This is a genomic window from Streptomyces sp. NPDC048258 (assembly GCF_043201995.1).
Lineage (GTDB): Bacteria > Actinomycetota > Actinomycetes > Streptomycetales > Streptomycetaceae > Streptomyces.
Genome location: NZ_JBICZH010000003.1, coordinates 580,801 through 595,049, shown reverse-complemented (window position 1 = coordinate 595,049; position 14,249 = coordinate 580,801). Strand labels below are relative to the sequence as shown.

10 protein-coding genes and 1 pseudogene are annotated in these 14,249 nt (G+C 72.8%); 6 read left to right on the top strand and 5 right to left on the bottom strand.

Annotation, left to right across the window (positions count from 1 at the left end; translation table 11 throughout):
• Nucleotides 1-185: 185 nt before the first annotated feature.
• On the top strand, nt 186-1,040 hold the full coding sequence (locus ACGFYQ_RS10215) for a caspase domain-containing protein (protein ID WP_393741941.1): 855 nt from the start codon (nt 186-188) through the stop codon (nt 1,038-1,040).
• Nucleotides 1,041-1,151: 111 nt separating this feature from the next.
• Nucleotides 1,152-3,218, top strand: a complete 2,067-nt coding sequence (locus tag ACGFYQ_RS10210; RefSeq protein ID WP_393741939.1) for a SpoIIE family protein phosphatase — start codon at nt 1,152-1,154, stop codon at nt 3,216-3,218.
• Nucleotides 3,219-3,301: 83 nt separating this feature from the next.
• Here the strand turns inward: ACGFYQ_RS10210 and ACGFYQ_RS10205 are convergent, their stop codons facing one another.
• Together ACGFYQ_RS10205 and ACGFYQ_RS10200 are read right to left on the bottom strand one after the other, a co-directional pair.
• Nucleotides 3,302-6,091 (bottom strand): SpoIIE family protein phosphatase, encoded by a 2,790-nt coding sequence (locus tag ACGFYQ_RS10205; RefSeq protein ID WP_393741937.1) that lies wholly within the window; start codon nt 6,089-6,091, stop codon nt 3,302-3,304.
• Nucleotides 6,078-7,082, bottom strand: a complete 1,005-nt coding sequence (locus ACGFYQ_RS10200) for a GlxA family transcriptional regulator (protein WP_393741935.1) — start codon at nt 7,080-7,082, stop codon at nt 6,078-6,080. Before ACGFYQ_RS10200 ends, ACGFYQ_RS10205 begins: the two co-directional genes overlap by 14 nt.
• Before the next feature lie 97 nt (nt 7,083-7,179).
• On the opposite strand from ACGFYQ_RS10200, the gene ACGFYQ_RS10195 reads away from it, so the two are divergent.
• A complete protein-coding gene (locus ACGFYQ_RS10195; protein WP_393741933.1) occupies nt 7,180-7,782 on the top strand; it encodes a cysteine hydrolase family protein in 603 nt (200 codons plus the stop codon).
• A 104-nt stretch (nt 7,783-7,886) separates the two neighbouring features.
• Here the strand turns inward: ACGFYQ_RS10195 and ACGFYQ_RS10190 are convergent, their stop codons facing one another.
• On the bottom strand, nt 7,887-9,035 hold the full coding sequence (locus ACGFYQ_RS10190) for a glycerate kinase (RefSeq protein WP_393741931.1): 1,149 nt from the start codon (nt 9,033-9,035) through the stop codon (nt 7,887-7,889).
• Between the two features lie 253 nt (nt 9,036-9,288).
• Between ACGFYQ_RS10190 and ACGFYQ_RS10185 the strand changes: the two are divergent.
• Nucleotides 9,289-9,499: pseudogene (locus tag ACGFYQ_RS10185) on the top strand (BCCT family transporter); the annotation flags it as partial.
• A 3-nt stretch (nt 9,500-9,502) separates the two neighbouring features.
• Here the strand turns inward: ACGFYQ_RS10185 and ACGFYQ_RS10180 are convergent.
• Together ACGFYQ_RS10180 and ACGFYQ_RS10175 are read right to left on the bottom strand one after the other, a co-directional pair.
• Nucleotides 9,503-11,914: a hypothetical protein gene (locus ACGFYQ_RS10180; protein WP_393741929.1), complete on the bottom strand. Its 2,412-nt coding sequence runs from the start codon at nt 11,912-11,914 to the stop codon at nt 9,503-9,505.
• A gap of 57 nt (nt 11,915-11,971) precedes the next feature.
• On the bottom strand, nt 11,972-12,988 hold the full coding sequence (locus tag ACGFYQ_RS10175; protein ID WP_393741927.1) for a glycosyltransferase family 2 protein: 1,017 nt from the start codon (nt 12,986-12,988) through the stop codon (nt 11,972-11,974).
• 273 nt (nt 12,989-13,261) lie between these two features.
• On the opposite strand from ACGFYQ_RS10175, the gene ACGFYQ_RS10170 reads away from it, so the two are divergent.
• Nucleotides 13,262-13,762, top strand: a complete 501-nt coding sequence (locus ACGFYQ_RS10170) for an NUDIX domain-containing protein (protein WP_393741925.1) — start codon at nt 13,262-13,264, stop codon at nt 13,760-13,762.
• Between the two features lie 49 nt (nt 13,763-13,811).
• Nucleotides 13,812-14,240, top strand: a complete 429-nt coding sequence (locus tag ACGFYQ_RS10165; RefSeq protein WP_393741923.1) for a hypothetical protein — start codon at nt 13,812-13,814, stop codon at nt 14,238-14,240.
• The last annotated feature ends 9 nt before the right edge of the window (nt 14,241-14,249 follow it).

Sequence of the window (14,249 nt, the reverse complement as noted above, 5' to 3'; positions counted from 1 at the left end):
CAATACCGTGTGCAAGTGATCGTTTACGGTGCGGAGCCACGGGCCACCCGAACAGCGGCCATCCTCCCGACCTCCCCCCGGCAGGCCCGATCGGGCGGCGTCCCCACCGTCCCGGTTCAGGAGGCGGCCGCCGCGGAACCCATGCTCCCGACCCCCCTTTGCCCGCCACTCCCCGAGGAGTACCCGTGTCCACTGGCCTGTCCATCCACGTCGGCCTGAACAAGGTCGATCCCGCCGCGTACGACGGCTGGGACGGCAAGCTCCTGGCCTGCGAGAACGACGCCCGAGACATGGCGGCGGTGGCCCGCGCCGGCGGGTTCGGCGACACCGTGATCCTGACCGGCGACGGCACGGTGGAGAACATCACCGGGGAACTGCGCAAGGCGGCCGGACGGCTCAAGAGCGGGGACATCCTGCTCTTCACCTACTCGGGCCACGGCGGCCAGATGGACAACGTCGTCGGATCGGACGACGAGCCCGACCGGCTGGACGAGACGCTGGTGTTCTTCGACCGCCAGTTCCTCGACGACGAGCTCCAGAGGGAGTTCCGGCGGTTCGAGAAGGGCGTCAGGATCTTCGTCCTGCTGGACTGCTGCCACAGCGGCAGCGCCATCGAGTCCCTCCAGGGGCTGCTCACCCCGGAGGCGATGCAGTCGCAGTTCCAGACCCGTGACCCGGGCCAGGTGGAGGCGGCGTCCCGGCTGATGCCGCTGCTCAAGCAGCAGGAGATCTTCGCCCGGGACCGGGCCTTCTACGAGGGCCTCCAGCGCGAACTCAAGGACGGCAACGGCGGCCGCCCGGCGCCCGGAGCCGTGCTCATCGCCGCCTGCCAGGACAACCAGGTGGCCTCCGACGGAGACGTCAACGGACTGTTCACCGCGAACGTTCTCAAGGTGTGGGGGAAGGGTGCCTTCCAGGGCGACTACCGCACCTTCCACCGCGACATCCAGAAGCGCATGCCCGCCATCCAGAGCCCGAACTTCTACACGACGGGCACCCCGGCCGACGGCTTCCTCCAGCAGAAGCCGTTCACGATCTGACACCGGCTGCCGTACGACCGCCCCGGGAGTCGCCGGACACAGAGCCCCGTGCCGGTGCCTCGGATAGGGTGAATCGGTAGGAATCAGGCCCCCCGGGGTGAGGTCGGTGCGTTGGACACTTACCAGTCGACGAGCGAGGTGCCGGATCCGCCGGCGGCGGCTGTCGGGTACGCGGGCGTGCTCCGGGAGCTGCTGCCGATCGCCCTGTGGCGGGAGGACGCGGACGGGCGCGTGGTCGAATGGTCGCTGGCCGCCCAGGACCTGCTCGGGTACCGCCCCGAGGACATCCTCGGCCGCCTCGGCTCCGACGTCCTCGTCCCCGACGCCAACCGCGAGCTCGCCGATCAGCTGACCCGCCGCGTCCAGGCGGGCGAGACCGTCGTCGGCACCCTGCCCGTGCGCCACCGGGACGGCCTCCGCGTCGTCATGGAGATGTGGATCCTGCCCGCCCCCGACCCGCAGGGGCGTACGGGGGCCATGCTCATCGCCGTGGAGACCTCCGAGGTGCTCCACATGCGCGACTCGCTCGCCGCCCTGCAGAGCCTCTTCACCCAGTCGCCCATCGGCCTCGGCACCCTCGGCCTCGACCTGCGCTTCCTCCGGGTCAACGACGCCCTGGCCCGGATGAACGGCGTCCCGGCCGCCGACCACGTCGGCAAACGGCTCACCGAGGTGGTGCCCGGGGTCAACGCCGCCGCGCTGGAGGCGACCATGCGCCAGGTCCTCGACCGGGGCACGGCCGTCGTCGACGTCCGCCGCACCGGGCGGACCGCGGCCGACCCCGAGCACGACCGGACCTGGTCCTGCTCCTACGCCCCGCTGCTCGACGGCTCCGGGCGGCCCCTGGGCCTGATCGCCTCCCTCATCGACATCACCGAGGGCCAGTGGGCCCAGGCCGACGCCGAACAGGCCCGGCACCGGTTCGCCCTGCTCGCGGAGGCGGGCACCCGCATCGGCACCACCCTGGACCTCCACCAGACCGCCCAGGAGATCGTGGACGTCCTCGTACCGCAGCTCGCGGACTCGGCCGACGTACAGCTGCTCGAAGCGGTCCTGGGCCCCGACGAGGGCGCGGTGGCCGCGGCCTCCACCCGTGGAATCCTGCGCCGGCTGGCGGCCACCTTCCCCGACCCGGACGCCCCGACCGCGAAGCTCGTCGCCGGCCAGACCTTCCAGATCCCCACGGGCACCGTCTACGAACAGGTCGTCGCCGAGGGCCGGCCCATAAACCTGTACGTGTCCGACATCCCGGCGCTCATCACCGACCCGCGGGCCGAAGCCCTGCGCTCCTACCTGGCCGGCCTCGGCTCCGCCCGCATGATCCCGCTGGTCGCCCGCGGCCAGGTGCTCGGCGCGGTCACCGTGACGCGGCTGCGCCGGCGCGAGCCCTTCGACGAGCAGGACTGCGTGCTCATCGACGAGCTGGTCGCCCGTGCCGCCCTCAACATCGACAACGCCCGGATGTACACGCGCCAGCGGCAGGCCGCCCTCACCCTCCGGCGCAGCCTCACCAACAGCGAGCTGCCCGAGGTCCCCGGCCTCGAACTGACCGGGCGCTACCTGCCCGCCAGCGACCACGACGTGGGTGGCGACTGGTTCGACGTCATCCAGCTGCCCGGCGGGCGGACCGGGCTGGTCATCGGGGACGTCATGGGCCACGGGATCCACGCGGCGGCCGTGATGGGCCAGCTGCGCACGGCGGTACGGACCCTCGCGCGCCTCGACGCGCCCCCGGCCCGGATGCTCGGCTCGCTCGACGCGGTCGTGGCCGACCTGGGCGAGGACGAGATGGCCACCTGCGTCTACGCCGTCCACGACCCGGCGTCGGGCGGCTGTGTGATCGCGCGGGCCGGCCACCCGCCGCCCGCGATCGTCGGCGCCGACGGGACCATCACCTTCCTCGACGGCCCGCCCGGCACCCCGCTGGGCACGGGCGGGCAGGACTTCCGCACCGAAGAGGTACGACTGCCCCCGGGAAGCCTGCTCGTGCTCTACACCGACGGCCTCATCGAGGCCCGGGACCGGGACCTCGACGAGGGCATGGACCAGCTGGCACGGGCCCTGCGCGGGGTGGAGCAGCCCCTGGAGGAGCTGTGCGACGGGATCCTGGAGCAGCTGCTGCCGGGCGCTCCGCAGGACGACGTGGCCGTGCTGCTGGCCCGCACCCGGCCGGTGTGAAAGCCAGGAAGGCCAGGAAGGCTGGGAAGCCGGGAAGGCTGGGAAAGCCGGCCCTTCCCCGGCCGGCCCGCATCGCCGGGCCGTCACCAGGCCAGGTCCTCCAGCGAGTCCAGGTCCAGCGGGGCCGGCGCCGACGGCTCCGAGCCCCCGGTCAGCGGCAGCTCGGCCCAGATGACCTTGCCGCGATCCGTGTAGCGGGTGCCCCACCGGTCGGCGTACTGCGCGACGAGGAACAGCCCGCGCCCGCCCTCGTCGGTGGTGGCCGCGTACCGCAGGTGCGGGGAGGTGCTGCTGCCGTCGGAGACCTCGCAGATGAGGCTGCGGTCGCACAGCAGCCGGACCCGGACGGGCGCGCTCCCGTACCGGATGGCGTTGGTGACCAGCTCGCTGAGGATGAGTTCCGTGGTGAAGGCGATGTCGTCCAGCCCCCACGCGGAGAGCTGCGCCGAACCGGCGTTGCGCACCCGCGAGACGGCCGACGGCTCGCCGGGCACCTCCCACTCGGCGATCTTGGCGGGCTCCAGCCGCCGGGTGTCGGCGACCAGCAGGGCGATGTCGTCCGTCGGCGTCGGGAACAGCATCGTGGCCAGTACGTCCGCGCAGGCCTGCTCGGGGCTGCGGCCGGTGGCGGACAGCGTCTCGGCCAGCAGGCGCAGGCCGGAGTCGAAGTCCCGGTGGCGGTCCTCCACCAGACCGTCGGTGAACAGCACGAGCCGGCTCCCCTCGGGCAGCTGCAGCTCGACGGCCTCGAAGGGCATGCCCCCGACCCCGAGCGGGAGCCCGGCGGGCAGCGCCGGGAACTCCACGTGCCCGTCGGTACGCACCAGGGCGGGCCCGGGGTGTCCGGCGCTGGCCATGACGCACTGCCCGGAGACCGGGTCGTAGATCGCGTACAGGCAGGTGGCGCCCGTGATCCCGGTCGGCTCGCCCACCCCGTCCCCGCCACCGTCGGCGTCGTCGCCGCCCGCGGCCTCGTTCTGGTCGATCCGGTTGATCAACTCGTCCAGGTGCCCGAGCAGCTCGTCGGGCGGCAGGTCCAGGGTGGAGAAGTTGTGCACGGCGGTCCGCAGTCGGCCCATCGTGGCCGCCGCGTGCACCCCGTGCCCGACGACGTCGCCGACGACCAGCGCCACCCGGGCCCCCGGCAGCGGGATCACGTCGAACCAGTCCCCGCTCACCCCCGCCTTCGCGGGCAGGTAGCGGAAGGCGACGTCCACAGCGGTCTGTTCGGGCAGCACCCGGGGGAGCAGGCTGCGCTGCAGGGTCACGGCCGTCGCGTGCTCGCGCGTGAAGCGGCGGGCGTTGTCGATGGAGACGGCCGCGCGCGCCACCAGCTCGACCGCGAAGGACCGGTCCTCCTCGTCGAAGGCCTCCGGGGTGCCGGCGGCCCGCCAGAAGTTGGCCATGCCCAGGACCACGCCCCGCGCCTGGACGGGTACGGAGATCAGCGAGTGGAGACCGTAGTCGAGGGCGATCCGGGTTCCGTCGGCGTCCTGCGCCCGCCAGCCCATGGCGGCGTGCAGATCGGCCGCGAGCACCGCCTGCCCGGCGTCCAGGGCGGCGGCCATCGGCGCGGTCGGCACGACGAACCGGATGATGTCGCCGACCGGCTGGAGCGGAGTGTCGGTGCGCACCCCGCTCATGGCCGCCCGCCGCATCTCCGTGTACACGCCGGAGGCCGACGCGGGTTCGTCACCGCGCAGCACCGGCTCCAGGAGTTCCACGGTGACGAAGTCCGCGAAGCGGGGGACGGCTACCTCCGACAGCTCCTCGGCGGTCCGCACGACGTCCAGCGTCGTACCGATCCGCACGCCGGCGTCGTAGAGCAGCTGGAGCCGTTCGCGGGCCACCTCGGCCCGGCCGGAGAGCGCCGCGAGCTCGGTGGAGTCGCGCAGGGTCATGACGGTGCCGGAGGGCCGGCCCGCGTACGGCTTGGTGGGCCGTACGTTGACCGCGAGCAGCCGGTCGCCCGCCAGGTGCACCTCGTCCGTCGCGGCCCGGCCCGAAACCAGCAGTTCGGTGGTGCGCGCGTCGAGGCCGAGGTCGGCGACGTGCCGCTGCTCGGCGTCGGGCGGCAGGTCGAGCAGCCGTCTGGCCTCGTCGTTGGCGAGGACGAGGCGCCGGTCGGCCCCGATGATGAGCACACCCTCGCGCACGGCGTGCAGGACGGCCTCGTGGTGCTCGTTCATCCGGGACATCTCGGCGGCGCCCAGACCGCGGGTCTGGCGCCGCAGCCGGCGGCTCACCAGGAAGGCGCCGCCCGTGCCGAGCAGCAGGGCGCCCACCGCGGCGCCGACCAGGAGCGGGATCTGGTCCTCGACGGCGTCGGAGACGTTCTCCACCTCGATGCCCGTGCCGACCAGGCCGACGACCGCGCCGCTCGCGTCCCGTACGGGCACGACGGCCCGGACCGCGTCGCTGGGCTCGCCCAGAAACGTCTCGGTGAAGGACTGCCCGGCGACGGCGCGGGCGAGGTCGCCCGTGGCGCGCTTGCCGATCAGCTCGGGCCGCGAGTCGGTGTACCGGACCCCGTCGGTGTTCATCACGGCGATGAAGTCGATGCCGGAGGCGAGGCGGGCGCCTTCGGCCAGCGGCTGGAGCGCGGCGGTCGGGTTCGGCGCCTTCAGCGCCGCCGGGAGGCCGGGGGCGTGCGCGAAGGCCTCGGCGGCCGCGAGCGCGCGGTTGCGGGCGTCGCGCTCGCTGTCGTACCGGGACTGGACCACCAGCGCCACCGCGGCCGCGCTGATCAGCAGCAGCACGATCACCGCCTGGAGGGCGAAGACCTGACCGGCGACGCTGTGCCCCCACCGGGACAGGCGCGCGAACAGGCGCGGGCCCCACCCGGTCGGCTGGCGACCATTACGTCCGGTCATGAGCCCTTTCTAACACTGTCCAGGGGGTTTGGGGTGGCTGCGCGGCGGCGGCGGCCGCCCGGTACGCGCGGGGGCTGAGGCCGACGTACGAGGTGAAGCGCTGGCGGAAGGTGACCTCGCTGGCGAAACCGGCGCGGCGGGCCACCTCCGGGACCGGGTGGTCGGTGCGTTCCAGCAGCTTGCGGGCGTTGTCCAGGCGGTGGCTCAGCAGCCACCGGTGGGGGGTGGTGCCGGTGGCCGAGGCGAAGTGCCGGGCGAAGGAACGCGGGGACATGCCGGCCCAGCGTGCCAGGGTGGCCACGTCGAGCGGTTCGTGGAGATGGCGCAGGGCGCGTTCCCGTACGGCCGCCAGGGTTTCGGCGGTCCGGTCGGCCGCCGGTGTGGGCCGGTCCAGGTACTGGGCGTGGTCCCCGGTACGGAAGGGGCCCGTCACCATGGAGCGGGCGACGGCGGCGGCGGCCTCGGCGCCGTGCGCCTCCCGGACGAGGTGCAGGCACAGGTCGATCCCGGAGGCCACCCCGGCGGAGGTCCAGAGCCCGCCGTCCTCCACGTAGAGCGGGGCGTCCTCGACCAGTACCCCCGGATGGCGGTCGGCGAGCCGGGGGGCCAGCGACCAGTGCGTCACCGCCCGGCGGCCCTCCAGCAGCCCGGCCTCCGCGAGGACGAACGCCCCGGCGCAGAGCGCGGCGACCGGCACGCCCCGGGCGTGCGCCTCCCGGAGGGCGGCGAGAGCCGGCTCGGGCGTCGGATCGTCCGGCTCGGCCAGCGCCGGTACGACGACCAGGTCGGCCGAGGTCAGCCAGTCGAGCCCGCGGTCGGGGGCCAGGGTGAGCCCGCCGGGCAGGGCGATCGGCCCGGGCTCCACGGCGCACCGGCGCAGCTCGAAGGGCGGCACCCCCGCATGGCTGCGGTCAGGGCCCCAGACCTCGGTGATGACGGCGAGGTCGAAGCTGCGGATGCCGGGCTGGACGAGGATCGCGACGCGGTGCACGAGGCCAGTGTGCCATCCTGCCAGGCTGGCAGGATCCCATCGATCGGAGGCGGCGGCGCCCCTGTCGGGCCCGCCCTCGGGCGACCAGCATGGAGCCATGACGAAGCACGAGATCGAGATCGCCCCGGACAGTGCCCTGCTGGTCATCGACGTGCAGCAGGGCTTCGACGACGCGTCCTTCTGGGGGCCGCGCAACAACCCGGCCGCCGAGGACAACATCTCCGCCCTGATGGACGCCTGGCACGCCGCCGGGCGGCCGGTGGTGCAGGTGCGGCACGCCTCGCTGAGCCCCGGCTCCGTCCTCGCCGCGGACCATCCCGGTCACGCCTTCAAGGACTTCGTGGAGAAGCGCCGGTACGAATCCCTGATGATCACCAAGCACGTCAACTCGGCCTTCTACGGCACCCCGGACCTGGCCTCCTGGCTCACCGCCCGGGGCATCGGCCAGGTGGTGGTCACCGGGATCCAGACCAACATGTGCGTCGAGACCACGGCCCGGATGGCCGGGAACCTGGGCTACGACGTCCTCGTCCCGCTCGACGCCACCCACACCTTCGACCTCGCGGGCCCGGCGGGCCTCAGCCTGACCGCCGACGAACTCGCCACCGCCACCGCGGTCAACCTCCAGGGCGGCGGCTTCGCCCGCGTGGTGACGACGGCTCAGCTGCTCTCGGCCTCCGGCCCCCGGCTCACGGCGTAGTACCGCGCCCGGCTGGGCGCACCGCACCGGCCACATCCAGCCCCGTCGGCGGTCGGCAGAGGCCCGGCCCCCCGGGGGGACCGGGCCTCACCAGCCGGTACGGCTCAGAGAACGTCGGCGGCGATGTCGGCCGCGACCCGCTCCAGCAGGGGCCCGGCGTTCGGGATGGACTTCGCCGGGTCCGGCTCGAGGTCCGTCAGCGGGTACGCCCGCTGGATCCCGGCCGCCTGGAGGGCCTCCTGGCTCAGGAGGAGACGGCCGCACACCGCCACCACCGGCTTGCCCGCCGCCCGCGCCGCCGCCGCGACACCGGCCGGCGCCTTGCCGTGCAGCGTCTGCTCGTCCAGCGAGCCCTCGCCGGTGATGACCAGCGTGGCCCGCTCCAGCGCCGGCGCGAAGCCCAGTACCTCCAGCATCAGCTCGATGCCGGGCCGGAACGTCGCACCGAGCAGCAGCGCCCCGTAGCCGATGCCACCGGCGCCCCCCGCACCCGGGAGCACCGCGCACTCCGCGGCCTTCGCGCCGATCGACTTCTCCAGCACCACCGCGAAGTGGGCCAGCGCCGCGTCGAGCGTCGCCACGTCCTCCGGCGACGCGCCCTTCTGCGGGCCGTAGACGGCAGGCGCGCCCTTCGGGCCCGTCAGCGGGTTGTCCACGTCGCTCGCCAGGACGAACTCCACGTCCGCGAAGCGCGGGTCGATCCCGGACAGGTCCGCCGACGCCAGAGACGCCAGCGCGCCGCCGCCCGGACCGACCGGTTCGCCGTTCGCATCCAGGAACACCGCGCCCAGCGCCGCGAGCATGCCGGCGCCGCCGTCCGTGGTGGCGCTGCCGCCCACGCCGAAGACGATCGAGCGCGCGCCCGCGTCCAGCGCGGCCTTCAGCAGCTCGCCCGAGCCGTACGTGGTGGCCGTCAGCGGCGCGAAGGTGCCCGCCGGCAGCAGCTGCAGCCCGGAGGCCTCCGCCATCTCGACCACAGCGGTGCCCTCGCGCAGCGCGAAGGCGGCCGTGACCTGGTCGCCGAGGGGCCCGGTGACCCGTACCTCACGACGTTCGAAACCGGCCGCCACCGCGGCCGCGACCGTGCCGTCGCCGCCGTCCGCGACGGGGAGGGTCTCGATCTCCACGTCCGGTACGGCCTTGCGAAGGCCCGCCGTCACCCGCTCCGCGACCTGAACGGCCGTGAGCGAGCCCTTGAATTTGTCCGCGGCGATGAGCACGCGCGCGGCCTCAGTTACTGCTCCGTCCGTCACCTTGCTATTCCCTTGCTATCGAACAGTGCAGTCGCGCCGCCATGAGCTTATCCGGAGGATCCTCCTATGCCCATGAGTGGCCTGGGTCACACTCGGCGCGCCATGCGCACAAATAGGGATATACGCCTGCATAGTGTGGCCGCATGAGCGCGGATTCACCGGAACAGCCACGTCCGGGTACCCGAGGTGGCGGTTCCGGCGGTCCGCCGGACCCCGCGCCCGACGTCACCGTCGTCACGGCGGCCGTGATCGCCGTGCTGGCCGTGGTCGCCTGGGCGCCGACGACTCCGAACCCGAGTTCACCAACCTCGCGTGGATCGCGATGATGTTCAGCGCGGGCATGGGCATCGGCCTGATGTTCTACGGGGTGGGGGAGCCGCTCACCCACTACCTGGAACCCGCCCCCGGCCTCCGGGGCGGCCCCGGGCACCGGAGCCTCCGCCCTCGCGGCCATGGAGTATTCCGGCTCAGGACAGGCGGTACACGGCGATCCGGCCATTGTCGAACACCTGGTCGGCAAGGGTGCGCAGGAGCGGTGACTCGTGGCCCGTCGGGCGGTGCACCACCACATAGCGAACGTGGTACCGGTCGTGGAGCCGGCGCAGCACCCCGTCCGTGGGGCGGTAGACGGCGTCCTCGTTGAGCCCGAACAGCTCCTGGTCCCAGAACGGCCCGTCGTAGGCGGTGCCGCCACCGGTCAGCGCGACGAGCCGCGGTGCGTACGCCCACCCCTCGACCAGCACCGACCGCTCCGAGTAGCCGCTGAGCCACTGGGAGCGGACGTTGGTGCAACCCGGGCCGTTGGCGTAGTCGTCGAACTCCCAGCAGTGGCTGTTGGTGACCAGGACGTCCGAGGGTTCGCTGTGCGCGCGGACCCAGCGTGCCGCCTCGACCTGACTGGCGGGCATCACCCAGGAGCCCACCCAGGCGACCTCCCTGGCCTGGAGCACGTCGTGGAACAGGCCGGGTGCGCCCGCCGCCAGAGCGCCGGTCAGCAGGACGATGCCGCCTCGGCTGCGCAGCGCGGGCCACGCCCGGCCCGCGATCCGCCACAGCACGCCGCACACCAGGGCGGTCGCGGCGAGCGCCGCGGCCGCCGCGAGCGAGGCCAGCAGCAGGGTGTAGGACGTGGTGCCGGCCGCATCACCGAAGAAGCGCTGGGCGGACACCGCCCATGCGCCCGAGTAGCGGTGGATCGCGAGGGTGAGCAGCGCGACGAAGCCCACGGTGGCGAAGGCCAGCGCTGCCCGGGCCCGCTTCGACAGCGCGGCGCGCTCGAACACCTCGCAGTATCCCCAGGCCGAGAGGATCGCGCCGAAGGGCAGGGCCGCGATCGTGAAGTAGCTGGAGTTGTAGCCGTTGACGGCCAGATAGGCCGCCGGTCCCGCCACGGCGGAACCGAAGAGGAACCACTGGACCGGTTCCAGCCTGAACCGGCGGCGCCAGACCAGCGGAATCATGCCGAGCAGCTTCACGTGATGGCTCAACAGGAAGGCGGCGAGGGTGGCGGTGACGACGAGTGCCTGGAAGGCCGTCGAGCGTGCGTGCTGTGGATCGGCCCAGTAGCTCTTGATATTGCCGAACGGGGCGATCTGGAGGCCGTAGCTCTCGAAGTTGAAGATGGCCGCCGTGGCGAAGAGCTGGGCACCGGCGATGATCGCGCCCAGCCCCACCACGGTCCACGGGACGCGGCGGGTGGCGATCAGCATCATCAGTCCGGCGAAGGCCAGTCCGGCGAGGGTGACGGGCAGCGTGCTCGCTTTGGCGGCGGTGGAGGCCAGGGCGAACAGCGCGGTCAGGACGAACACCCCGCGCCCGAGCAGGGGTACGGGGGCGCCGCCGCTGCCGCTCGCGCCGTCGTCCTTGTGGCTCCTGCGCAGGGCGTCGCCGACGACGCCCAGCAGCGCGATCAGCAGCGGCTGGCTGTACGTCAGGGAGAGGCTCGACCAGGACATGAGCCGGACGGCGGGAGCCCCGAAGGTCCAGCTGTTCACGTTGTTGGGGTAGCTCGCGGTGAACTCGCCGACCGCGAATATCAGGAGCGCGGCCAGCGGGCCGGCCCAGGCGCGGCCGACGAGGCGCCGGGCCACCACGGCGGTGATCACCATGCTCAGCGCGGCCAGCGCCGGAACCATGAGCCTGAACTCCACCACCGGCAGGTCGATGTGCCCGACCATGTCGGTCATCGCCATGTGGGCGAAGGCGAACCAGTGGTAGTGCAGCGGCTCGCCGGCGGCCTGCGGGAGGGTCAGCGGAACGTGCTGTTTCGCGTTCGCGGCGAGCGACAGCATGTAGGGCATGTCGCCGAAGAGCCGGCTGGTCTCGTCGGTGGGCAGGACCGGATAGCGCGACAGGAAGACCTGGGAGTAGTACGCGCTCGTGAGCATGACCGTCCCGGCGACCGACCAGGACCAGCCCAGGGAGGGGCTGGTGAAGCCGCGCGGACGCCAGTGCCGCCGCAGCCGCGGTACGGCCGCGAAGGGGACCACCACGGCGAGGGGCCAGGCGAGGGCGACGGACTGGGCCCCGACGCCGACCAGGACCGCCCAGGCGGCCAGTTCCAGGACGAGGCCCGTGACGGCGCCGAACGCGAGGTCCTCGACCAGGGTGTGCGGCCGCCGGCGCAGCGCCCGGAACACCAGGGTGCCGGGGAGCATGACGCCCCACAGCACGTAGAAGGTGTACCGCGCGACGTCGCCGACCGAGGTGTCCGCGGCGAGCAGCAGGGAGACCAGGAGGAGGTACGCGGCGATCGCCGGCAGGAACCGCCAGAAGGCGTGCGGCGCGGGTCGCCCGGCCCCGCCCGGCGGGGTGGAGCCGCCCAGCGGCCGCGCCCGGAAGGCTGTCTGCTCGGGCGCGGCGCTGTCAGTTGTACCCATACGTCCTGTTCTTCCCTACCTGCTGTGCGTCGGCCGCCCCGCTGCGGGAGGCCGGGATCAGGCCGCGTACTCGGCGTTCCGGTCGCTGCGCGCGGTGGCGCTCTCCTCGGCCGAGTCGTAGCCGACGAAGTAGGCGGGCCGGTTCTGGACGGCCGAGTAGATCCGTCCTATGTACTCACCGAGCAGGCCCACACAGATCAGTTGGACACCACCGATGAAGAGCATGCCGATGAACAGCGACGACCAGCCGGGCACCGTCGAGCCGAAGGCGTACTGGAACGTGGTGTAGATCGCCAGGGCGAAGCAGACCAGGAAGCTCATCAGGCCGAGCCAGGTGGCGAGCCGCAGCGGGCTGGCGGAGAAGTTGGTGATGCTGTCGAGGGCCAGCCGGACCATCTTGGACAGCGGGTAGTGGGTGCTGCCCGCGACGCGCTCCTCGCGGACGTAGACGACCTCGCCACTGCTGAAACCGAGCCACGGCACGAGCAGGCGGTAGACCGGCTGGTGCTCGGGCAGGGACTTCAGCGCATCGACGGCGGCCCGGCTGAGCAAACGGAAGTCGCCCGCCTGGTTGGGCATGTTCTTGCCGACGAGCTTGCGCATCAGCCAGTAGTACGCGCCGGCCGTGCGCCGCTTGAAGAAGGTGTCGGTGCCGCGGTCGCCGCGCACGCCGTAGACGATGTCCAGGTCCTTCTCGCGAGCGAGCGCGAACATCTCCGCGATCTTCTCCGGCGGGTCCTGGAGGTCGGCGTCGATGCTGACGACGTAGTCGCCGTAGGCCCGGTGGATGCCCGCGGTCAGCGCGGCCTGGTGCCCGGAGTTGCGGGCGAACCGCACGATGCGCAGCTCCGGCCAGTCCTGGCGGATCTTCTGCATGATCACCGGGGTGGCATCGGTGCTGCCGTCGTCGATGCCGACGACCTCGTAGTCGACGCCCAGCCCGTCCAGGATCGGGCGCAGGCGCGCCACGGTCAGCGGCAGCGCCTCCTGCTCGTTGTAGATCGGGATCACGACCGACAACACGGGAACCGGCGGGATGGCCTCGTCACGTGCCGGGGCTGCTGCGTTGTGCATGGCTGTCGCTTGTCTTCAATCTCGGGAGAGCGAAAGACCGTCGGCGGATGCGCCGACGGTCCGACCTGCCAACGCGGCCGGTCGAAGGTGTGCCACCGGGCGAAAGGCGGCGCGCCGGCTCCCGGCGCCCCTCGGCACCGCGGGGCAGAGGCAAGCAACCCGGGCGAGCGGCCACAATATCATTTGAGAACAATCACCAAATGACCACTTTCTGAGCGATCCTGACCGACCGCTTCACGCCGCCGCGCCGGGACGGCTGGGTAGGGTGGCGCGGTGACCACCACGGATGACTACGCCACCTACATCGCGAGCCTGCCCCGGGTGCTGGCCGGCGCGGCCGCCCTCTACCGGGACGCCGAGGGCCGGGTCCTGCTCGTCGAGCCCAACTACCGTGAGGGCTGGGCCCTGCCCGGCGGCACCATCGAGTCGGACCTGGGCGAGTCGCCCCGTACGGCCGCCCGCCGCGAGAGCGCCGAGGAGATCGGCATCGACGTACCGCTGGGCCGGCTGCTCGCCGTCGACTGGACCCTGGGCGCGGGCCGCCCGCCGCTGGTCGCGTACCTCTACGACGGCGGGGTGCTGGACGACGCGCAACTCGCCTCCATCACCCTCCAGGAGGAGGAGCTGCTGTCCTGGCGGCTGGTCGACCCCGCCGAACTCACCGCCTACCTCCCCGGATCGCTCGGCCTGCGCACCGAAGAGGCCTACCGGGTCCTGCTGTCGGGCGAGGGCACGGCGGAACTGGAGAACGGCCGCCGCCCGCGCATCTCATGAGACCGGCCAGGTAACACCGGGCTTACTCCGAGCAGGACAGAATCAGCTGATGATCACGATGTACGCCTGGCCCAGCACCGCCGACGGGCCCGACGCCCTCCCCATGGTGCACTTCACCACCGACCAGCAGGCCGGCGGCGAGGTGACCCCCGAGGGGACGCCCGTCTGGCTGTTCGACACCGCGATACGCGAGGGCGGCTGGGCCCAGTTCACCGACTTCGAGGGCTGGTCCGTGCCCGCCGCCCAGTGGCAGGCCTTCTACCGGCGCGAGGACGACCTCCTCGCCGTCAGCGGACCCGGCTCCTGCGAGGGCTGGTACCAGGGCAACCTCGGCGCCGACGCCGACTGGGTGGCGGCGGCCGCCGCCCAGCAGAGCGTGGTCCTGCTCGCCGCCCCCGTCCAGCACCCGTCGCTGTACGGCTACGCGGTGGAGGCGGGCGCCGCGTTCGCCCTGCTGGTGCCCCTGCTCGTGGTCTAGGCCAAGACA

Excerpts from the sequence above, each read along its gene's own strand:
- ACGFYQ_RS10205 (WP_393741937.1), bottom strand. The coding sequence starts at position 6,091 with ATGACCGGACGTAATGGTCGCCAGCCGACCGGGTGGGGCCCGCGCCTG.
- ACGFYQ_RS10195 (WP_393741933.1), top strand. The coding sequence starts at position 7,180 with ATGACGAAGCACGAGATCGAGATCGCCCCGGACAGTGCCCTGCTGGTC.
- ACGFYQ_RS10180 (WP_393741929.1), bottom strand. The coding sequence starts at position 11,914 with ATGGGTACAACTGACAGCGCCGCGCCCGAGCAGACAGCCTTCCGGGCG.
- ACGFYQ_RS10175 (WP_393741927.1), bottom strand. The coding sequence starts at position 12,988 with ATGCACAACGCAGCAGCCCCGGCACGTGACGAGGCCATCCCGCCGGTT.
- ACGFYQ_RS10165 (WP_393741923.1), top strand. The coding sequence starts at position 13,812 with ATGATCACGATGTACGCCTGGCCCAGCACCGCCGACGGGCCCGACGCC.